18 protein-coding genes and 2 pseudogenes are annotated in these 21,061 nt (G+C 41.7%); 12 read left to right on the plus strand and 8 right to left on the minus strand.

Annotated features, from left to right (window positions below; translation table 11 throughout):
* Positions 1-231: hypothetical protein (locus CA598_RS32705; RefSeq protein ID WP_218832590.1), on the minus strand; the 231-nt coding region annotated here is incomplete at its 3' end.
* A 305-nt stretch (positions 232-536) separates the two neighbouring features.
* On the opposite strand from CA598_RS32705, the gene CA598_RS08580 reads away from it, so the two are divergent.
* Complete coding sequence (locus CA598_RS08580) at positions 537-926, plus strand: BlaI/MecI/CopY family transcriptional regulator (protein WP_094869292.1); 390 nt, start codon at positions 537-539, stop codon at positions 924-926.
* A complete protein-coding gene (locus tag CA598_RS08585; protein WP_094876252.1) occupies positions 926-2,752 on the plus strand; it encodes a M56 family metallopeptidase in 1,827 nt (608 codons plus the stop codon). The genes CA598_RS08580 and CA598_RS08585 overlap by 1 nt, the downstream gene beginning before the upstream one ends.
* Before the next feature lie 256 nt (positions 2,753-3,008).
* Here the strand turns inward: CA598_RS08585 and CA598_RS08590 are convergent, their stop codons facing one another.
* Entirely contained in the window at positions 3,009-3,635 is a 627-nt protein-coding gene (locus CA598_RS08590) for a glycoside hydrolase domain-containing protein (protein WP_094876253.1), read from the minus strand.
* A gap of 253 nt (positions 3,636-3,888) precedes the next feature.
* Here CA598_RS08590 and CA598_RS08595 point away from each other — a divergent pair, with 253 nt between their 5' ends.
* The gene (locus tag CA598_RS08595; protein ID WP_179283619.1) at positions 3,889-5,007 is read left to right on the plus strand and encodes a copper amine oxidase N-terminal domain-containing protein; all 1,119 of its coding nucleotides are present in this window, start codon (positions 3,889-3,891) and stop codon (positions 5,005-5,007) included.
* Positions 5,008-5,227: 220 nt separating this feature from the next.
* On the opposite strand, the gene CA598_RS08600 is transcribed toward CA598_RS08595, so the two are convergent.
* Positions 5,228-5,782, minus strand: a complete 555-nt coding sequence (locus CA598_RS08600; protein ID WP_094869297.1) for a helix-turn-helix domain-containing protein — start codon at positions 5,780-5,782, stop codon at positions 5,228-5,230.
* Positions 5,783-5,904: 122 nt separating this feature from the next.
* On the opposite strand from CA598_RS08600, the gene CA598_RS08605 reads away from it, so the two are divergent.
* From CA598_RS08605 to CA598_RS08615, 3 genes are all read left to right on the plus strand, one after another.
* Positions 5,905-6,486: a LysE family transporter gene (locus CA598_RS08605; protein WP_373455815.1), complete on the plus strand. Its 582-nt coding sequence runs from the start codon at positions 5,905-5,907 to the stop codon at positions 6,484-6,486.
* Between the two features lie 97 nt (positions 6,487-6,583).
* On the plus strand, positions 6,584-7,957 hold the full coding sequence (locus CA598_RS08610; protein ID WP_094876255.1) for an ADP-ribosylglycohydrolase family protein: 1,374 nt from the start codon (positions 6,584-6,586) through the stop codon (positions 7,955-7,957).
* Between the two features lie 98 nt (positions 7,958-8,055).
* The gene (locus CA598_RS08615) at positions 8,056-8,880 is read left to right on the plus strand and encodes a CAP domain-containing protein (RefSeq protein WP_256990401.1); all 825 of its coding nucleotides are present in this window, start codon (positions 8,056-8,058) and stop codon (positions 8,878-8,880) included.
* Between the two features lie 84 nt (positions 8,881-8,964).
* On the opposite strand, the gene CA598_RS33560 is transcribed toward CA598_RS08615, so the two are convergent.
* Positions 8,965-9,243: a YczF family membrane protein gene (locus CA598_RS33560; protein ID WP_280786465.1), complete on the minus strand. Its 279-nt coding sequence runs from the start codon at positions 9,241-9,243 to the stop codon at positions 8,965-8,967.
* Positions 9,244-9,346: 103 nt separating this feature from the next.
* On the opposite strand from CA598_RS33560, the gene CA598_RS08620 reads away from it, so the two are divergent.
* The 3 genes from CA598_RS08620 to CA598_RS08630 are packed head-to-tail and all read left to right on the plus strand — an operon-like array spanning position 9,347 to position 13,214.
* A complete protein-coding gene (locus CA598_RS08620) occupies positions 9,347-10,903 on the plus strand; it encodes a spore germination protein (protein ID WP_094869300.1) in 1,557 nt (518 codons plus the stop codon).
* Positions 10,893-12,077, plus strand: a complete 1,185-nt coding sequence (locus CA598_RS08625) for a Ger(x)C family spore germination protein (RefSeq protein WP_094876256.1) — start codon at positions 10,893-10,895, stop codon at positions 12,075-12,077. The genes CA598_RS08620 and CA598_RS08625 overlap by 11 nt, the downstream gene beginning before the upstream one ends.
* Before the next feature lie 30 nt (positions 12,078-12,107).
* A complete protein-coding gene (locus CA598_RS08630; protein WP_179283620.1) occupies positions 12,108-13,214 on the plus strand; it encodes a GerAB/ArcD/ProY family transporter in 1,107 nt (368 codons plus the stop codon).
* A gap of 152 nt (positions 13,215-13,366) precedes the next feature.
* Here CA598_RS08630 and CA598_RS08635 read toward each other — a convergent pair.
* From CA598_RS08635 to CA598_RS08650, 4 genes and pseudogenes are all read right to left on the minus strand, one after another.
* Positions 13,367-14,454, minus strand: a pseudogene (locus tag CA598_RS08635) (GerAB/ArcD/ProY family transporter).
* Between the two features lie 23 nt (positions 14,455-14,477).
* The gene (locus tag CA598_RS08640; protein WP_094876258.1) at positions 14,478-14,720 is read right to left on the minus strand and encodes a hypothetical protein; all 243 of its coding nucleotides are present in this window, start codon (positions 14,718-14,720) and stop codon (positions 14,478-14,480) included.
* A gap of 5 nt (positions 14,721-14,725) precedes the next feature.
* Positions 14,726-15,892, minus strand: coding sequence for a Ger(x)C family spore germination protein (locus CA598_RS08645; RefSeq protein ID WP_179283621.1), 1,167 nt, complete (start codon positions 15,890-15,892; stop codon positions 14,726-14,728).
* 5 nt (positions 15,893-15,897) lie between these two features.
* Positions 15,898-17,359 (minus strand): annotated as a pseudogene (locus CA598_RS08650) (spore germination protein).
* Positions 17,360-17,534: 175 nt separating this feature from the next.
* On the opposite strand from CA598_RS08650, the gene CA598_RS08655 reads away from it, so the two are divergent.
* From CA598_RS08655 to hcp, 3 genes are all read left to right on the plus strand, one after another.
* On the plus strand, positions 17,535-17,975 hold the full coding sequence (locus CA598_RS08655) for an SHOCT domain-containing protein (protein WP_256990408.1): 441 nt from the start codon (positions 17,535-17,537) through the stop codon (positions 17,973-17,975).
* 243 nt (positions 17,976-18,218) lie between these two features.
* Positions 18,219-19,619 carry an MFS transporter gene (locus CA598_RS08660; RefSeq protein WP_094876260.1) on the plus strand — a complete coding sequence of 467 codons (1,401 nt, stop codon included), beginning with the start codon at positions 18,219-18,221 and terminating at the stop codon, positions 19,617-19,619.
* A gap of 93 nt (positions 19,620-19,712) precedes the next feature.
* The gene (hcp, locus tag CA598_RS08665; protein WP_094876261.1) at positions 19,713-21,005 is read left to right on the plus strand and encodes a hydroxylamine reductase; all 1,293 of its coding nucleotides are present in this window, start codon (positions 19,713-19,715) and stop codon (positions 21,003-21,005) included.
* Positions 21,006-21,061: the final 56 nt, after the last annotated feature.

A 21,061-nucleotide genomic window follows, 5' to 3' on the forward strand; every position in this document is an offset into this window, starting at 1 on the left:
GTTCCAATCGCTGTGCTCTCCAGATTTTTTCATTCCTCTTAGTGGTGAAAATCTGGAGACCAAGGGGACACCTGTCACTTTTCCACAATCAGTCCGTTCTCTCCGCTGTTTAAGCGGTAAATTTTTTACAATTTCAATTGAAATATAACCGGAACTTCCGGCGATTTCTGCTTCGCGACAAAGAAAAAGTGACGCTAGAGGTCGGTTGGCTTTCGCCTTGCCTACAATCAACTTAAGCAGGCCGCCATCGACCGGAAATATAACAGAGCACGTCTCCAATAACCCGGTGACGTGCTCTGTTGTTGTATTATTTTTTATAGCTTTGAAGTCAGGAAGGGCTGTCTTTTGAATAAAGAGACCTACTTATGGGACAGCCTTTTGTTTTTTTGTAAAAGGATATTAACTTATCTAGCAACTCTTTAGTGCATATAAGCGTCTATGATGTATACATTAACGCTGAAACAATGGGCTTGCTTTTTTGTTATACAATTGTATAATGGTTTTATTACACAATTGTATAACGAGGTGAAATAGTGATGAATAACAAAATCAAACGGCTCCCCGATGCTGAATTGGAAATTATGCTGGTGATTTGGAGGGCGGAAGATTGGGTTAACTCCTCCTACATTTTGAATCAGCTGGGGGATAAGCGTAAGTGGGCACTTGCAACTTTATTGACTGTGTTGTCACGTCTAGTTGAAAAGGGCTTTTTGTTTTGTGAAAAAGAGGGACGTAGCAATCGTTATCTTGCCGCAATTTCGGAAACGAAATATAAAGAGAGCGAAGGGAAGTCCACGCTTGAGAAGCTGTTCGGTAACTCTGTGCAAGATATGGTGATGTCTTTATACAACGGAAAGGCAATCGATAAAGGTGATCTTGCAGAGCTGAGGGAAATGCTGGATAGAGTAGAAAAGGAGGAAACCTGATGATAACAAGTCTTTTTTTAGATTTTCTGGTTATTTCATTAACTACAAGTCTAGTTATTATCGGTTTGATCTTGTTAAGGCCTATGTTAAGGAGACATTATTCAGCGAAATGGAGTTATTGGATATGGTTGATTTTAACCCTGCGATTATTGCTGCCGTTCAACTTTTCCTTTACTAATCCTCCTGTAGCCATTCAAATACCAGAAGGTCAGGGGATGGCCGCAGTCTTTCAGGGTACACTTTCTCAGAATTTACAGGCTGATCCATCTGTAATCACTCAAACAGCTCAGGCAGGGAATGTAAGCCATATCCCATCAATTCTGGACATTTTAGCATTCATCTGGCTTGCTGGAGCTGTGTTATTTTTAGCGTATCATTTGCTGAGCTATTTCTTTTTCAGAAAACAGGCACTGCGTTGGAGCAATCCTTTTCTTGGGGAGAATATAGTCACTAAGCTCAAACAAGTTTCTAAAGAAATGAACGTAACAGCCTCCATTCCAGTTTTGATAAGCAGTAAAGTTCCCAATCCGATGTTAATGGGCTTTTACAAGCCAGCTTTGTTTTTGCCTCATGAACAATATAGTGATGAAGAACTGGAGTTTATCTTAAAACATGAGTTGGTTCATTACAAAAGGCTTGACATCGTTTATAAGCTGTTGTTGCAGATAGTGCAGGCACTACATTGGTTTAACCCGTTTGTTTGGTTAATGATGCGCGAAGCTGCCCACGAGATTGAGATTTACTGTGATGATACGGTTGTACGTGAGCGAGGCGCGGCCTATCGGAAGAAATACTGTGAAGCGATTTTATCGGTCATGCAAAGCAGTGCCACTCGGCATGTAGCTTTGTCAACGAATTTTGCAGGAGGAAAACACTCGATGAAGCAGCGATTCGGTAGTATTTTAAATATGAAAGAAAAACGAAATGGAGTAGGGGCTTTTTTTACAGTCATAATGTTGGTTGGAGTGACAGCAATATTAGCTGCATGTACGAATCTAAATGGTCAATCTACAGATAAGACGCTCAAACCAGGTACGATTTATTCCTATAGCTCCAGCGGTGAACAAGTTGTTGTGCATAATGCTGGAAATGAATATTCCGTTGACGAGAACGGTAATGTCTCTGTCTCCTATCGGGAGGGGGAGATCCAAGCGCCAACGCCTTTAAAACTTGATACAACTGGAACAGAAATGGGGATGGGGAGAGGAGAGACTGGCTTTTTTATTTCCGAGGATAAAACCGCTATTGTCTATGGATTTGCAGATGGAAAAGAATCTCCACTTCAGGTATTAATCAGTGATAACATGGGAGAAACGTGGAATACCTACAACATTGAAGGTGCAAAAGGTTATGACACGAAGTTCATCGGATTTACAGACAAACAAAACGGCTGGATTGTCTCCGGAGGTTCTGCGGGTGTGGGACGTTCGTTGAATTATGTATATCTGACCTCTGATGGTGGGAAGACATGGACGGAGATTGGTAATCCTAACGATTTGTACGCGGAAAGTTTAACAGGAGCTGGCTTCTCTAGCAAGGATATCGGCTTCTTGGGGTTCAGATACTATGAAGATAATGGGCCAGTTATTTATTGGACCAAGGATAAGGGGCAGTCATGGGAAAAGCTCGCGGTGACTCTTCCGGATGTCTTCAATGATTATCAAAAAACGCCGCTTTCACCTATTTTCAATGGAAAAGAAGGGTTGTTTCCTATTCTGCTCACTAAAGAGGGAAATACAATCGGTACCATCTACCTGTCGAGTAAGGGCTACGGCTTAGAGTGGACATATGATTCAGCATATGATCAGCTTGAGGATTCTAAATAGTAACAAAAGGCTTTTAATTGTATTGAATACAGTTAAAGTGAGAATTCAGCCCTTTGTAGACGAAATAAGTGTACAGAATGCAGTTATCTCGTTAAAAAATATACGGAGAGGGGATAGCGGAACGTCGATCGACTTCCACCTCTACGCATGCAACCAGCGGCATACCCAAAACACAAGGCAGCGATTCTCCAATAAGGAGAACCACTGCCTTGTTGGTTTTACAGGTACCCCTTGCTCTGGCGTGCAATGAATGAGCTTACTTTTTCCAGCCACCGCCGTCATTCGATGAGGATTCTACATAATCTACGTTGATTTTGCCAGTGCTAGATCCGAGCTCAGGGTTGAAATTATATTGTCTGAGATTCCAATCATCGAAGGTTCCCAACCAGCTATTATCTACGATGAAGGTGTAGCGTGTTGTAGCAGAATAAGTGCCACGGATATAAGAACAGACCGCTCTTGATCCATATACACCCATTTTATAGCCCTTGGGATTTTTGGTACTGCTGTCTAATACGGATTTTATGCCTTGAAAATAAGGCACAACATTGTTTGTGATTTCTGATGAGGTCATATCACGGTCTATGGCAAAATAAATAGGAGTGCTGCTGGTTTGTCCCATATCGCTTGCTAATCCTACAGCAGTTTCAGCATCTGCAACACCGTTGGCATTCGTAAAGTGATCGAGCGATTTACTGATTTGGTAAAGGGATACGATATATAATCCTCCGTCTGATATTCGTGTCACCTCGGCTGATGTGAGACCATCCTGATAACCTTCTACACGATTCAAATATCGGCCAACAAATATGAAGCTATTGTTTTTAAGTGTAGTTAATCTTGCCGCTGTTACATTAGTAGCAGTATCACAACCTAGAGCCATTTTATCTGCCTTCTTTCTATTTGTTTGTTCAAGGTTTGGCGCCAACCTCTTCAACAATATATGAAAAAAATTTCACAGATTCTTGGGGGAACAAGCAAAAGAGGGGAAAAAGGCAGAAGGAGAGGGTCGGTTCGTTGGGGGAAACTGATATTAAATTTACTAATATTGAAAATTTATAGGAACGTTTGGAAAAAAACTGCGTCAATACAATATGAAGAGTTTATAGTTCGCTAACATGGAGGCTGGTCAATGTATGGATAAAAGATGGTTGCTAGCTCCAATATTTGTTGTATCATTGCTTACTGCTCCAGTAGCGAATGCGGCATTGCCCGCTTATTTCACTTACATTATGGATGGAGGCGGGAAAGTAACGAGTTCAGCACTAGTAAAGGATGGAATGACTTATGTTTCAGCTAGCCACTGGGAAGCGGCAGGACTTAAGGTAGTATGGGATAAATCCCATCAAAGAGCAGAGTTTACTGGATGGGGGAAAAAGATAGCCGTTCGAATTGGAAGTAAACAGGGAGTCCTCGATGGTAAGCTTGTAAACGCGGAGGGTGTTCCATTTGAGCTTAATGGCCAGCTCTATGTACCAGCACGCTTTCTTGTTAATTCATTAGGAGGAACAACGGTTAGCTGGGATGCGACGAAGAGGATATATACAGCAACTGGACTATTGAGCTTTGCAAGTGCCAGTGCACAATTCGGTGGATCTACTTATACAGTAGATAAGAAAACTGGGAGTTTATATTTAACAGATTCCGCAGGACATACTCGCTTACTAGCGAACCTCGGATCGCAGCTGTTCGATGCTGTTCAGTTCAACTTTCAGAAGACGCCAAAAGGTCTACTCTATCTAACCTTAACAGATGTTTACGGAGAACCACATATCAATAATAAATGGTATACGATGATTATTAAGGATGCAATGGTCATTCGCCAAGCGAGTGTAGGATATTATATTCGTTACGGTGACAATGTGAAAATAGCTGGCAATCAGCTCCTGCTTACCGATGGGAAAATATTACGATTAATTGAAGATGGAACGGGTAACGTAACGGAGAAGATTGATCTGACCACACTAGGGGATATTTCGGATAATTATTTAGTGGAGGGAATGGACGAGGATTATCTGATGATACGGTCCAATCAACAAGGTTTCCTCATGATGATAGATCGTAAAACAGGGACCAAGACATTGTTGTACAAGGAACTCCTTGACGTAGAACAGCAAAAATATGCTGAAACAAACGACCTCCCTTATTATGGAGACAACCTGAAGTTCCTGAAAAGAGAAGGTGATGCCCTACTTTTTAATAATGATTATGTACAGGACGGTAAGATTTACAAATTTATGTTGGGCGGCTCATAACTTGCAGGAGGATGTTATGAAAATTTTAAACAAAAGACTTAGCTTTTGCCAATTGATTCTCTATGGCATTCATTTTGGGACGGCCATCTTGGTTGGTTTGGTGGCAGATTTGCTATTATCCCGATATAGGAGGAAGATATAAGCAAACGGAACTTCAAATATCCGCAGGTTATCATTGAAAGACGGGATCCCGAGGCTCAAGTGCCTTGGGTTTTTTTTGCTAAGAGGGGTAGTATAAAATCATGCTTAAACGCGTTATTGTTGGTCCTGGATTATGATATACATGCGGCTTGTCTGCCTTGAAGGTGATAGAATCACCAGATTTTAAGAGGTATTCGTTGTTATTGACACGTAAAGACAATTCACCGTCAAACACGGTGATCAATTCTTCGGTACCTTCCATATGAGAATTGGCATCAAGGTACCCACCCTTGTCTATCTCCACGGTATAACCTTCAAACCGTTTACTTTCTTCAAATGGAAAAGATAGATACACTCGATATTTTCCGTTATCTTCAAGCAGTGGCTGAATGTCACTTCTTAAGATTATTCTTGTGTCAGGTTTTGGATAATCTATCAGGGCAGAAAATGAAATTTTTAAGCCATTGGCGATTTTCCAAAGAGTTGTAATGGTTGGTGTCGATTCGCCTCTTTCGATTTGACCAATCATTGTTTTGCTGACTCCAGTTAATTCCGCAACCTTTTCCAGGCTTAAATCTTTATTTTTTCTTATCTTTTTTATATTTTCCGCAATAACCAAATTTATTTCTTCCACTGTAATTTTCCTCTCTCCATTTACTTTATAACGATCGTGATATACAATAAAACGCACGTATGTACGTTATAACGTCTTATAAATGCATTATAACATACAAGTTGGAAGGGAGATATAATTTAGTGTTTGTTTCTTTGTTTTTATATGCATTTGTTGCAAGTTTTACTCCGGGACCCAATAACATTATGGCAATGACTTTTGCAAACCAAGTTGGGCTGAAAAAAACAATGAAATTTTGTTTAGGAGTGGGCACAGGATTTTTTATAATTATATTGTTATGTTCCTACTTTAATCTACTTTTGAATAATCTTCTTCCACAAATTAAATCTATTATGGCTCTATTAGGCGGAGTCTACATGCTGTATTTAGCAGTTAAAATGATTACAAGTAAACAACCAGAAAGTGATGAAGATGGAGATAAACACAATAGCTTTATTGCGGGAATGCTTTTACAATTTATTAATCCGAAAGGGATTTTATATGGGATCACAGTTACATCTACATTTATCCTTACCTATCATTCTTCCTCCTTTAGATTATTGAGTTATTCTTTAATTCTTGCATTCATCGGTTATATGGGCACTTTTTGTTGGTGTTTGTGTGGTTCTCTTTTCAAAAAAATGATATCTAAATATAGAAGTCAATTTAATGTACTGATGGGACTGTTGTTAGTGTATTGTGCAGTTTCGATAGTGTTGGGTTGAAGGATTATTAAGGGGAAATCATCTAGTTATTTTTTCACTTCTAAAGCTTGTGATATTGAGGTATTGTGGATAGATACGGGGACAAAGGAGATGCAATATGCTACCATCGCTTACATTTCTTAAACTTCAATTGGAAGGAGTTCTGCGTAATAAATTCGAGCAGGGGCAACAAACCTCCGGTTATTTAGCCAAGTTGGAAAAGCTTCCTGCAAGCTATGATGCCTATCTAGAATTCGCCCATAGCTTGGCTGTCATTCCAATGAGGGACAACTGGCCTTACTATGAGCCGAACGCTTTAGATGAGATATGGCGGGAATGTGAACCGGCACGGCCACTAGGTCAGGTCGGGATTTTGAATCTGAAGGATAGCTCCAAGCGTGTAGAGGCAGGTTTCCTTGCTTCAGTCTGTGGCTCAATGCTGGGCAAACCGATAGAGGTTAACCCCAGCTTGTCAGAATTACGTCAAGCGTTAACTTCTGTAGGGGAATGGCCACTGAATGATTACATTTCTGAAGAAATTCTCCATGCGCTGGATCGTCGTCATTGGTCTTGGTTAGAGACAACACGGGGGCGAATTCGTTATGTGGCACCTGATGATGATATCAATTACACATTAATGGGAATGATGGTGCTAGAACAATTCGGTGATCGTTTTACGAAAAGAAATTTAAGAGATTTATGGTTAAATCATCTTCCGTTAAGTACAACTTGGGGTCCGGAAAGGGCAATTTTGATGCGATCAGGCATTAGTTATTTGGAACATGATAAGGAACTATTCAATCATTCTGAAATAGAGGCTTGGCCTGATTTTATGGTGCAGGGTACGGAACTATGCGGTGCGGCGATTCGTGCAGATGCTTATGGATATGCCTGTCCTGGTCAACCTGCTCTGGCTGCTGAGCTAGCTTGGCGGGATGCGAGTTTTACTCATCGCCGGACCGGCATTTACGCCACGATGTTTATTGCTGCTGCGATTGCTGCTGCTCACGTGCTGCGCGATCCCATTGAAATAATCAATACGGCTCTGCAGTTCGTTCCTAAAAGAAGCCGATTTTACGAGATTACTAATGATTGCCTTGAGATGGTAGCGAATGCAGATGACTGGCTGGAAGCGTATCAGAGTATTAACCATAAGTATGTAAATTATTGTCACTGTGAGGTTTATCAGGAAATAGGAACCTTAATTAATACCCTGCGCTTTGCAGATAATGTTGGCGATGGAATATGCAAGCAGGTGATGCAAGGCAACGATACGGATAGTTTCGGGGCAACGGCTGGCTCTCTGCTTGGGGTTTATTTCGGTCCTGATCATTTAGAATCAAGATGGCTTAAGCCTTTTCAAGATCGGATTCATACGGGGCTTTCTAATTTTCATGAGCAAAGTCTTTCTTGTTTGGCGGAGCGCATGGGCGTTTACCAGAGCTGCTGCATTCCGGTCGATATCAAGTTCAACCTAGTGAGCTCTATGTGAACAAGAATACGGATCTCGATACATAATAAGCTTACAAAAAAATCCACAGCAATGTATGTTGCTGTGGATTTTTTTGCTTTTTATTTTTCGGATTAGAGATGAATAATTCAATCGTGCTTTACAAAAACTTTATTCGATTAAGTCACAACCACAACTTTGCCAAATCAGGAGGGGTCGTTATCAAACCATTTATCGTAATAGTAGCGCTATTGCTTGTTACAGCTTGTTCGGGTAATCAATCAGCCAACAACCAAATGACTACTCAACAAACGAAGGTTGGACATCATGCTGGCAAAACAGCTACAACGTCAAACTTGACTCAAGCGTCTTCTATTTCCACAGAGAATGCAGGCAATTCAACGATTAAGACTAAACAAGTACCCGGTGATGTATCGAAATGGCTGGATGGATTTATCCGTACTACTCCTCCTACAGGTGGTACAACAGCGGATCAAACTACTTATCCGCAAACTTCCGCTAAGCCACAATATTCTGCTAATCCGCAACAATCGGCCAATCCACAATATTCTGCTAATCCGCAAACCTCCACCAGTTCATCGGCATCTGTGCAGAAGGTGTTGGAATTGGTGAACAAAGAAAGAACAAACGCAGGCTTGAAACCCCTTAGTTTGAATAGTGAGCTGTCGAAAATGGCTTTGGCCAAAGCGCAGGATATGTCCGACAACAATTATTTTGACCATCAGTCACCAACTTATGGATCTCCGTTCGATATGATGAAGGCATTTGGGATCTCCTATAATACAGCAGGGGAAAATATCGCCAAAGGCCAGTCGAGCCCGGAAGAAGTAATGAATCAGTGGATGAACAGCCCTGGTCACCGTGCCAACATCCTGAATAGCTCCTTTACTGAAATTGGAATAGGATACTACAACAGCGAGTGGGTTCAAGAATTTATTGGTTAGTATGATCAGCAATATAAACAACATATGTTGTACAGTTAATTTTAAAAGCCCATGTCCAAAGACATGGGCTTTATTTATGATTCACTATTTCGTCTGGTTTCTGCCGACATGCTCGGATGGTTGACCTTGCGATGATGGAGGTTGCTGTGGCAACCATCTTTGAATCACTGGCCATATTAAATAAGTTATTGTGCCTACAATCAAGAAATTAAAGATGAGGCGTTCGGAAGGGCTCATTACACGAAACGAGGCCGTTATATTACGATAAGATTCTTGTAAGCTAAAGATTGAAATGATGTCAAGCAGAAAGATAAGTCCTAATCCTAAGAAAAGTAACAGTACAGTTATGAAGAATATTTTCATACCACTTCCCTGCCTTCATTGTTATCTTCCAATAATATTTGCTGCTAATGGGCAGAATAATCACGCAAAGCGCAGCAAATAATGGAGAGAAAGGTGAAGGGGCATGGCAATGGATGGAAATGCAAGTAGTAAAAGGACTGGAAGCAATCCGCAATGGACTGTCCCTTCAATACCGATTGATTCAACAGAATTAAGAGTCAATGTAGAGCAGATTCGCCAAAAGACAGGGAATAGTGGAGATATAATTATTCGTGAATTTACGATAGGGGGCTCGGAGGAGGAGCTTCAAGCCGCAATTATTTATGTGGATGGCATTGTTAACAATACAACCATAAATCAATTTGTAATGGAAGTCTTGCTAAACGTCATGCTGAGTAGTGAACAAAGGTCATTAAATGATCTGGTCCAAGTCATCACAGATAAAATTGTTCCTATCGGTGGTCTGAAGACGCTTGTTCAATGGGATGAACTTTATGATGCTCTGCTGTGGGGGCAGACCATTTTATTAATTGATGGATCGAATGAAGCCCTAGCAATTGCTACATCGGGCGGTGAATTTCGCGCCATCGATGAGCCTGGTACGGATACCTCAATTCGAGGATCTCGTGAAGGGTTTGTTGAAAGCTTAACAACCAATATTTCGATGGTTCGGCGGCGCATAAGAAATCCTAATTTATGGCTGGAATCGATGACGTTAGGACAAGTTACACATACCAGGATAGCAATCATGTACATAAATGGGATCGCGGATGATGCTATTGTTGAAGAGGCGAAGCGACGTCTACGCAAGATCAAATTGGATAGCATTCTGGAATCGGGATATATTGAGAAAATGATAGAAGATCAGAGGTTCACTCCGTTTCCGACGATCCTACCTACTGAACGCCCAGATACCGTTGCTGCTAATCTTTTAGAAGGTAAAATTGCAATTTTGGTGGATGGAACCCCCTTTATGCTAATCATCCCAGCCGTTTTTAATCAATTCTTTCAAATTACAGAGGATTCTTATCATCGGTATGACATTAGTGCGGCGTTGCGGCTGTTACGAATCGTTATGTATATCATTTCGTTGATTGGACCTTCTTTCTATATCGCAGCAACAACCTTTCATCAAGAAATGATACCGACACAGTTAGTGATATCGCTTGTTTCACAGCTAGAAGCAACGCCATTTACTGCTTTTGTTGAAGCGCTATTAATGGAAATTATTTTTGAGATTCTACGTGAAGCAGGTGTTCGCATGCCAAAAGCGATTGGATCAGCAGTATCCATCGTTGGAGCACTTGTCATTGGGCAGGCAGCTGTACAAGCAGGTTTAGTGTCAACGGCAATGGTTATTGTTGTTTCACTTACAGCTATCTCAAGTTTAGCGACACCTGTTTTCTCCATTGCTGTATCCGCGAGATTGTTACGTTTTCTCCTCATGATCAGTGCAGCAACGTTCGGTTTCTTTGGAATGATTCTTACCTTGATTATGATCATTGCACATATGTGTAGTTTACGTTCATTTGGTGTTCCTTATATGGCTCCTTATAGTCCGTCGATGCATGCAAAGAATGATCAGGTTCATGCGGCTTTACCGATTTGGATGAGACATTTGGTTCCTAAATTAATGAAGAGGCCTACAACAGAGCAAGTGGGTGATCCAGATGAAGCGTAAATTAGCAGGATTTTGGTTGTCGATGGTTATGATTGTTCTGCTTACGGGATGTTGGGATAGTCGAGAGCTAACGGATATTGGTTTTGTGGTTGCGATGGCGATTGATAAAGGTGAGAAGAAAAACATTCGGGTTACGGTTCAAATTGTTAATCCCACAAATGCTTCAAGTACACAAGGTGGGAGCAGTCCAGTACCCTTACCTCCAACCACATATTCAGCAGAAGGAAATAATGTATTTGATGCCACTCGTGTTCTTTCGAAAAACCTTTCTAGGCAATTACATTATGGTCATTCGTTAGTTCTCTTGGTAGGTGAAGAATTGGCTGAAACACAGGGGATTAAGAAACTTTTTGACGGTATTGAGCGGGATAGTGAGTTTCGTCCTTCCGCTACAATGGTTATCGCGAGGGGAACGACGGGAGAAGAGATCATTAAACAACCAACAAGTCTCGATAATTCACCTGCTATTAAGATTAAGAAAATGGTAGCTGATACCGAGAAAGCATTTGGCGAAACTATTGATGAAAAAATATACCAAGTCATTCAAGCCATCGTTTCATCGGGTAAAGAACCGACCATTACTGGCGTTCAACTCGATCTTACAAATAAAGAAGATAAGATTATGACTAATGGGATTGCTACTTTTAAAGACGGGAAATTAATGAGGTGGCTAGACGGGAGTGAAAGTCGTGGATTCTTATGGGTGTTAGGCAGAGTTCGTTCGACATTGTTAACCATGGCTTGGAATGGGCAGCCACATACAATCGGGATCGAGAATATACGGTCCAAATCATCATTTCATTCAAGCTTTGATAAATTCGGTAAACCAATAATTGAGGTGAAGATTGGCGCGGATGCAAATATTGGTGAGGTTGATGTCCCCATTGATATCACTAACCCTAAATTGTTCTTGCAAATTGAGCGTCTGTACACACAAGCCGTTCAAGATGAGGCGCTAGCCACGATTAAATTAATGCAACAGCAAAAGTCGGACATTTTTGGATTCGGTGAAGTGCTGCATCGTGATTATCCTAAGCAATGGAGAACGTTGAAGCGGGATTGGAATGATGTGACCTTCCCAACAATTGAAGTACAAGTGAAAGTGGAGGCTTATTTGCGTAATACTGGATTACGGAATAGAACCATATTGGAAAGTATCGATATTAGTAGTTGAATCCATTTTTTATAGAGAGGAGGGAGGATATTGGAAAAAGCAAAGATCAGTCCCCGTCAACTGCTTATCCTTGTATTAATTTTTGAAATCGTGAGTGCGATTATCTCCGGATTTGGTGTGGAAGCCAAACAAGATGCATGGATTACCGCAATCCTAGGGATGCTCGGGGGCATTTGTTTATTTCTGATCTATCATCGATTGTCACTATTTTATCCGGATCTTCCGCTCACGGAGTATGCAAAAAAGATATTAGGACCTGTAGTGGGACGTCTCGTCGCCTTGTTATATGTCGTTTATTTTTTGTTTAATGGGAGCTTTGTAGTCCGTGATTTTGCTTCAATGGCTGTATCCTTTGTGTTTATGCAGACACCCTTTCTCGTAATTATTGCTTTGATGCTGTTCACGGTTATGTATGTCGTTGGAAAAGGGATAGAGGTATTGTCGAGGACTGCGGAGCTTTTTTTTGCGGTGTTATTTCTCGTTTCTATTACCGTTTTAACTTTGATTCTTACGTCAGGGAATATAAATCTTCAAAATGTAAGACCTGTGCTTGAAGAGGGGTGGTTAACCGTGCTGAAGCAATCGATTCCCGGCACCGTTGCATTTCCTTTTGGTGAGATTATTGTGTTCTTGATGTTGTTTCCCTATGTAAATAAGCCACGCAAAATAAAGAAAACAGTGATCACAGGCTTATTGATCAGCGGATGTTTTATTGCGTTTGTTACCCTTTTAAATGTGTCTGTCCTCGGGGCAGATCTATTTACAAGAACACAATATCCATTGCTGACTACCTCGCAGTTAATTGAAGGTCGTGCTTTTCTGGAACGCCTTGATGCATTGTTTCTCGTCACGGCCATTGTGGGAGGTTTTTTTCGGCTCGGCATTTTCTTATATGTGACGCTATTAGGTACGGCAACCTTGTTCGGAATTCCATCCTATCGTAAATTAATTATCCCTGTAAGTATGGTGATGTTCATTTGCTCCCTTGCGATAGCTGGCAATAATGTAGAATTTATCTATATAGATATGCGTATCACTCAGTACTATCTCCAGATTCCGATGTTGTTTATCATTCCACTCATACTTCTAGTGATGGGCTGGTTTCAAGAGAAGAGGAACCTAAAATCTGCGAAATAAAGAGCTATATTATGCTGAAAGATTCTATAAAGTTCAAACGAATATTGCGCGTATGCTCTTCAAGCTTGAAAAGAAAGGCTCCAAGTTCAATTTCAGTGTAATCGATGACCTTGATTAAAAATTGGATCAAAACTGTTGATTTTTATGCTTCTTCATGTGGAATCGAACAATGTGACCAACAGAATCAGAAGGAACGGCAGGATGTAAGCCAAATTAGTGATCAAGGGCCAAGTAGTGTTCACGATTTCTGTAAGCTCAGATTCTTGTGTGTAAGTTGTCACAGACAGCAGAAGGCAAATAAAAGCAAGCGGGAAGACGATCAGTTTTTCATTTTCTAATCTCAGAAGCTCCTTCATGACTTTAATTAGAATAAGCAGCAGGATTGAAGCCTTGAAATAGAAGCCAATAATCAAGGAAAAACCGATCACGGACTCGACCCGCTCTATCGTTTCCTGAAAATAAATTAGCCTCGCCAACTGGTACAATGAATATTTTAAGCTGCCGGACAGGGGTCCCAGTACCATAATACTGCTAATGACAGAAGTAATTAACGTCAGGGCATTTATGATGAGTGCCAGATACATTTGTTTTCCTAGCTTTGATTTATCTTCTTTATGCACAAAAGGTAAAATTATGGAAAAAATGATTAGCTCGGAATAGGGAAAGCCATAGACTACATATGCAGCACTTAGGATAGGTCTAACTCCATCAGGCATGATGGGCAGCAGGTATTCGGGATGATACAAACCTGCTACGAGAATCCAGACCAAGATAATAAATCCGAACATTAGAGACATTAAGACCGCGGCCATACGGGCAATTACTTCGATGCCAGCGAGTGCCGTCATGGCAATCGTTATAAAAAACATCGTATTTACCGCATAAGTAGGCGTTTCTTTTAACATCGTACTTTTGAAAAAGGTACCAATCTCAATGACAATTCCTGCGACATTCCAAAACAAAACACATGTGAAAGGAAGTAATAGAACGAGAGTCAGTCCGTTTCCAAGCACAGCGCGGCTTTGTTCCACAAGTGATAGCTCCGGCGCTCGTCTATTAAATAGAGAATACCGGTTAGCAGAAGCATTCCTATGGCCGAGGCAATGATGAGAGAAATCCAGGCTCCATTGCCAGCAAAATTAGTTAGTGAAGCAGGGACGATGACGATTGAAGAACCTGTCATAAAGAAGAGAAACAGCATGGACATTTGGATAGAGCTAACACGTTCTTGCTTATTCATACGTTCCTCCTCTTTCTATACGCTTATGAAATAGCCGGATTGATCCAATGGACGATGTGTTCAGCTGGACCCGTAAGTTGATTGAAGAGCGAGTCCAAATTAGGCCACGGTTTTGCTGCTATGAAGATAAACCCGAGATAAAGAACCGGCAGCAGAAGGACTCCATAGACCACTCGATCACGAACGGAGGCCAGACTAAACTTTGGGATGTCATGGGCTAGCATAGCGGAAGCTAATATCAGTACACAGATAATTTGTACCAGCATAGCCACTACTCCTTTGTCCCGAATATTGTACCTGAATTCATACCAGTGCTTGGCACTTTGACTTCAACATTGATATCGAATTCAGTCTGAGCAAGCTTTTCCTTCCATACAGGCCCCAATTGTTTCCACTGCTGCGGATTTCTTCGATAGATCTGATTACCAATTCCAAGTGCATCTACTTTTTTTGTTTTAAAAAAATCAGTAGTATGTTTTACCTGCTGTTCAACCTGAGCTACAATTCGCTGTTCAAATTGCTTCATGTCTTTAACAGTTTTTAAGTGTGAACAGCGTAACTCTCCGATTGTACCTTCAATAGCAATTTTTACACCGACGGAAACAGAGCCATTGCTTACGGTTGGAGTAAGCTTACTGTTGAAGGTGAGCACTTCAAGAGATTCCTTTTTTCGTAGTGCATTTTCGGTCTCATTCGTGCAAGGAAATTCTAAGACTCCATAAATATATCTGTCCATTAGCATCATGAACGCCTCAGTATCTTTCTCCTTCAGAAGTTCTACCATTTTCCCGTCTTGTATTAACGCTAGTCCTGATATTATTGCTTTATTATCTACACGGGTCTTATGCAGGTATGGTAGAACAGAAGTGTTGGAGGGACTACACATTTGAATAGCCGGCTCATAAAGAGGGATTTTGGAAGTTTTTGCGGCATATAGGGCACCACTTGTTTCCATTCTCTTATACTGTTGACCAATGGTTTGTTCAATAAACGGACTTATATCTAAAAAAGGCGTCGCGGCTTGTTCAGCAATGAGGGGAAGAACGGTACCACGTGGCTCTTGATCCCTAGAGAAAAAATCAAGCACTTCCCTTATGTTCAGGTTTCTAGCTAATTGTTCACCGATTAAAATGACACGCATATGATCCCATTTGGCTTTTCGGCCGAATTTTGCAGGGATCTCTCGTATGGCTTCAAAAAAGGTTTCTCCACTCGTTGAAATATTAATCCCCTTGGACGCTGGATTCCCTGACGTCCCCATTTCAATTTTGGTGGAAGGATTATAGAAATGAGTCGTTATCACAAAGCGATCATCTTCCCCTTGGTCAATGGCTACTGCTTGTACATACCCATACTCGTCAAGTTCTTTATTATCCCAGCATCCGCTAGTTAGGCTGAGAACAAGAAGGCAGATTAGCAAGGTAGTAAGTCGTTTCACTATATCTACTTCCTTCCTGAAGTCTTTTTATATAAATGACGACTACGAGGTGAATGAAGCAGTAGCTTTCTCGGAAGTACGAAAATTGAAAAACGTACTTTTTTAAGGTCAAGTGGCGCCAACGAGTCTAAATACGGCTCACCTAAAGAGCGTAAGGTAGTCAGATGGAGATAAATCAGTATAAAACCAACCATGATCCCAAGCCCTCCGAACGTTGCCGCAAGAATCATTAATGGAAACCGCAAGAGACCAATGCACCAACGATGCTGACGGCTGACCCGATCGGCCTAGGTAAGCGTATGCCCGCTTCTCTTAATAGCTCAAAGAAAAATTCCATGATTAATGCCTCAATCAAGGCAGGAAAGGGGATGCCTTCGCGCGTGTTAAGAATGGCAAGTAGCAAAACAGTGGGAATTAGTTCGGAATGGAAGTTAGATAACGCGATATAGGTGCTAGGCAACAACAGCGCGATGATGAAGGCAGCACTCTAATCAACCGTATTAAAGATGAAAAAATGGTTCGGTAGTAATAATCCTCGCTATTCGTAAAAAATTCCATAAAATTTCCAGGACAGATCAATATGGAAGGACTTCCGTTTACCATAGCAATAATTTTCCCGTCGAGTAGAGCGGTTATAGCTGTATCTGGTCGTTCTGTGTAGCGGACTTGTGGGAAGGGAGAGTAGAGAGAATCCCCGATCCACTCTTCGAGATAGGATACGTCAATAATCTCTTCCTTTTCGATATCAGCTATACGTTGCTTGAATTGTTGTAACGTTTCTGGTTTCACTACTCCATCCAGGTAACCAAAGGACAACGTTCTTTGAACCTGCTTACCGGAAGTGAAGAACTCAAACTTAAGATTAGTAGTCTTTAATAAGCTACGAATAACACCGATATTACGCTCCAAGCTTTCTATAAAGCTGATGTGTGGACCCTGTACGGTTGGCTCAGTAATAGGCTCCGAGGTTTGACGCTGCTCAACATCAAGGGCATAATATGCGACTGCTTTCTGCCAGCCATCAAAGAGAATGACAACCTTTCCGTCAAGAATTCCCTTAACGACCTGATTGATATTGTCCATCAATTCAAGGAGTGGGGAGGTAACCCCATTTTGTTCAAAGAAAGAGATGACATCGTGAACATTTACATCTGAGGCGGGACCTAGCTCATGCGGAACTAGATTTTGCAAAGTATCTTTAAAATGATTTGTAGGGTCAGACTTGGTAAGTGTATTAAAGTAGATTGCCAAGGCTTGATACCTAAGATCAGGGCCATAATTCCAAGGGATAATCTTTAGATCTGAACAATTGGCAAAACAATTGCTAATAATCTGCAAATTGTCCTCGAGAGATTCAGATATGGCAGGGGATATAGGATCCTTGTTTGAACACTCATTTTTGGTTTCTGTTTGTGGATGCAGCTTTGGATTTGCCGGAGGAATCTTGGGGCTGAAAAATTTCCGCATGCAGTTCTCCTTAATAAATTAGATGTTAAGTGATTTTTATTTTCTCCCTGATTTAGGAATTTATTCAGTGGGGATTCAGTGACTGAATCTATGAAATTTGAAGCAGAGGATAAATATAGAAGCGGACTGTAAATATATGATAAGATAGGGATATCTTATGAATGAGGTGGATAATATGATACACGAAATCAGCGGCGGTACATCATCTCTTGAACTATACGAGGATTACCTAGTAATTAAGCCTAGTAATGTTCAGAAATTGGGAGGACAAACTCAAACGATTCCCTTGGATTCCGTTATTACGATCAGTATAGTTAAGCCCTTTTTAAAAGTCCCTTATTTACAAGTAATTACATCCAGCCTTCAAACATCCAAAAAGGATAATTTGAAAGGAGCGAGTGCTAACGTTGTTCTTATTCAACCGGGAAAAATGAAAATCGCCGAAAAAATCCGTGATTACATAGCAGTATATAAATCAGAAAAACACAATCGCCCTAATCCTCCAGCTCCTGTTGGGTCGATCGATGATTTGAGACAGTTAGCAGAACTTAAGGATTCCGGTATCATAACTCCAGAAGAATTTGAAGCCAAGAAAAAGCAAATCCTTGGATTATAAAATAGACTTTTTTCGTCCACAGACTACGTTTGATTAAATAACTTCCATAGATGATGTAGCCTTCACGACACAAAATACGAAGCAGCTTGTTCTCCAATTACGGAGAATAAGCTGCTTCGCTGTCTTTTTAGGACTTAAAAGACAGCCCTCTCTTTATCCCATCTTTATGGGATTGGTCCTGGCAATGGATCTACTTATAATTGTTAGTATTCTTAGACAAATATGAGTGGGGACGGGATCAGCATGAATGTTGCAAAAAATAAAGAGCTAACGGACACCCGCAGGCGGCGATTGGGTATGATGGCGGCTATTTGTATGGGAGCTTTTATTTCCCATTTTACAGCCGGAATTATGAATGTATCGCTTCCTTTTTTTATTAATCATTTTCAGACAGAGCTTGCGAAGGGGTTGTGGATCACAACAGGGTACCTACTAGTGATTACTGTGCTTCTCCCTGTGATGGGGAAATTGGGTGATCGTTATGGGTTTCGCCGCATTCATAATCTCGGATTTGTGATTTTTACAGTTGGTTCGATCTTGGTCGCTTTTTCACCTAATCTGCCAATATTACTTACGCTTAGAGTTGTGCAGGGCATAGGTGCTGCGATGTTCCAAGCAACGAATATTGCGCTCATCAGCATCCATATGCCGAAAGAGAAGAGAGGACATGCACTCGGAATTCTGAGTACGGCTGTCGCACTGGGCGGGATGACTGGCCCTATTGCGGGAGGGTTGATTGCGGAGTGGCTCAGCTGGCAGTGGCTATTTTTGATCCATGTTCCTGTGGCGATTGTGGCTACAATTATGGCTTACCGGTACATTCCGGGCCGCGTGCAAGATCGTAAGTCGGGAACTGTCAGCATCGTGGGGGCGGGCTTGTTCATGGCATGGATCACCTTGCTTATTCTCGTAATTACAAATGGGAGCAAGTGGGGATGGGTGTCTGCGCAGACGATGGCGAGTTTGATGGGGTTTATCCTGCTGTTGGTCACGTTTCTATTATGGGAACGGAGGCAAAAGACACCTTTTCTACCTCTTCGGGCGCTAAGAATTCCTGCTGTATCGGTTGGGTTGATCGTGAGCAATGCCTCTTTTATTCTTTCTAATACGTTACTTGTCCTTATTCCATTCTTCTTGATGGGAGCAACGGTTCAGTTTTCGTCCTCTACTACCGGTTACATGATGGCTGCTTATCCCATTGCATTAGCCTTTGCAGGTCCTCTTGCTGGTTACTGGTCCGATCGTTATGGCTCTCATCGATTGATGCTAATGGGGCTAAGCTGCATGGGAAGCGGGTTCGTACTGTTGCTATTATTTTTAGAGAATATCCCGGTCTATGGAATCGCTGCAATTCTATGTCTTATTGGACTAGGGATGGGACTTATTGCTTCTCCGAATAATAGCTATATTATGCAGCAGACGCCTAAGGAACACGTAGGTTCCATTGGAGGAATCATTGCCTTAACACGAAATGCGGGTATGGTGTTTGGCTCTGCGCTTGGACTTGGGATGGTGAGTGGACAGATCGGGCAAGAGAGTCAACTTCAGGCGATCAAAATGGTTTTTGGCATTAATATTTTCATTTGTATAAGCGTTATTATAATGATGCTTGTGATCCATAGACGGACAATTCAATCTTCTTGATGTGAAAAATGTGTGTGTAATCACAACTCAAGGTAGGGTGTTCTGTTACGTTGAGAGTATCGAAAGACTATCTGAAATATGGAGGATAACGATATGTTTTGTTACCAATGTGAACAGACACCGACTGGCGGCTGCACCGTTGTTGGAGTATGCGGCAAAAATGAAACCATTGCTAGTTTGCAGGATACGATGATTTTTGCCTTAAAAGGAATTGCAGCCTATGCGACTCATGCTCGGCAGCTAGGATATAGTGACCCCGAGGTCGATCGTATTACCCACGAAGCGTTGTATATGACCTTGACCAATTCCAATTTTAATACGCAGGAGCATTTGGAGATGGCAATGAAGGTCGGTGATGCGGCGGTTCGGATCATGGATGTACTGGATCGCGCACATACGGATCGCTTTGGCATTCCGCAGCCAATTACAGTCAGTCAGAACAAAATAGAAGGTCAATGTATTGTAGTGACAGGGCATAATTTGTATGCGCTGGAGGAATTGTTGCGGCAGACGGAAGGAAAGGGCATCAACATCTATACTCACTCGGAAATGCTACCTGCTCATGGCTATCCTGCGCTAAAGAAGTATAAACATCTGAAAGGAAACATCGGCAAAGCTTGGTACGATCAACGCAGACTTTTCGAGCAGTTTCCAGGTGCGATTCTTGCAACTACAAACTGTGTGATGCCGATTAAGGGTACGTATGCAGACCGCTTTTTCTCCTATGAAGTAGCAGGGCTGGAAGGGGTAGCGAAAATTACAAATGATGACTTCTCACCATTAATTAACCGAGCGTTGTCATTACCTGCGGCAGATGTAGATTCAGATCTTGTACTCACGACAGGATACCATCATGAAACGGTAATCGGGCTGGCACCTGAGATTATTCAAGCTGTCAAAGACGGGCATATCCGCCGGTTCTTCGTTATTGCAGGCTGTGATGCACCAGGTAAAGATGGGAATTACTATCGCGAGTTGGCAACTTCCTTACCGAACGATACCGTTATTTTAACCACTTCATGCGGGAAGTTCCGTTTTAATGATGTCGATTATGGGACTGTTGGAGACACTGGCATTCCGCGGTATATAGATCTTGGGCAATGTAATAATTCCGGCTCTACGGTGAAAATTGCGTTGGCTTTGGCTGAAGCATTTGACTGCTCGGTGAATGAGCTACCTGTGAGTATTGTACTGTCTTGGTTTGAGCAAAAAGCAGTAGCCATTCTGTTGGGCTTGTTCAGCCTTGGCATTCAGGACATTCGTATTGGGCCGAAGCCGCCGGAGTTTATCTCGCCTGGTGTGCTGGATGTGTTGGTAGAGCTTTTCGGATTAAAGCTGATTACTACCGCTGAGGAAGATATGAACGCGATGTTGGCGTTGTCGTAGGTTAATCATGTTAGAGACATTGGCCGCAGGCGCTTGTAATCAAGATAAGTGATACA

Origin of the sequence: Paenibacillus sp. VTT E-133291, from assembly GCF_002264395.1 — a bacterium.
Lineage (GTDB): Bacteria > Bacillota > Bacilli > Paenibacillales > Paenibacillaceae > Paenibacillus_AQ > Paenibacillus_AQ nitricinens.

Bases quoted from the DNA above. Each gene is read 5' to 3' on its own strand.
- CA598_RS08580 (WP_094869292.1), top strand. From the start codon at position 537: ATGAATAACAAAATCAAACGGCTCCCCGATGCTGAATTGGAAATTATG.
- CA598_RS08585 (WP_094876252.1), top strand. From the start codon at position 926: ATGATAACAAGTCTTTTTTTAGATTTTCTGGTTATTTCATTAACTACA.
- CA598_RS08590 (WP_094876253.1), bottom strand. From the start codon at position 3,635: ATGGCTCTAGGTTGTGATACTGCTACTAATGTAACAGCGGCAAGATTA.
- CA598_RS08595 (WP_179283619.1), top strand. From the start codon at position 3,889: ATGGATAAAAGATGGTTGCTAGCTCCAATATTTGTTGTATCATTGCTT.
- CA598_RS08610 (WP_094876255.1), top strand. From the start codon at position 6,584: ATGCTACCATCGCTTACATTTCTTAAACTTCAATTGGAAGGAGTTCTG.
- CA598_RS08615 (WP_256990401.1), top strand. From the start codon at position 8,056: ATGAATAATTCAATCGTGCTTTACAAAAACTTTATTCGATTAAGTCAC.
- CA598_RS33560 (WP_280786465.1), bottom strand. From the start codon at position 9,243: ATGAAAATATTCTTCATAACTGTACTGTTACTTTTCTTAGGATTAGGA.
- CA598_RS08620 (WP_094869300.1), top strand. From the start codon at position 9,347: ATGGCAATGGATGGAAATGCAAGTAGTAAAAGGACTGGAAGCAATCCG.
- CA598_RS08625 (WP_094876256.1), top strand. From the start codon at position 10,893: ATGAAGCGTAAATTAGCAGGATTTTGGTTGTCGATGGTTATGATTGTT.
- CA598_RS08640 (WP_094876258.1), bottom strand. From the start codon at position 14,720: ATGCTGGTACAAATTATCTGTGTACTGATATTAGCTTCCGCTATGCTA.
- CA598_RS08655 (WP_256990408.1), top strand. From the start codon at position 17,535: ATGATACACGAAATCAGCGGCGGTACATCATCTCTTGAACTATACGAG.
- CA598_RS08660 (WP_094876260.1), top strand. From the start codon at position 18,219: ATGAATGTTGCAAAAAATAAAGAGCTAACGGACACCCGCAGGCGGCGA.
- hcp (WP_094876261.1), top strand. From the start codon at position 19,713: ATGTTTTGTTACCAATGTGAACAGACACCGACTGGCGGCTGCACCGTT.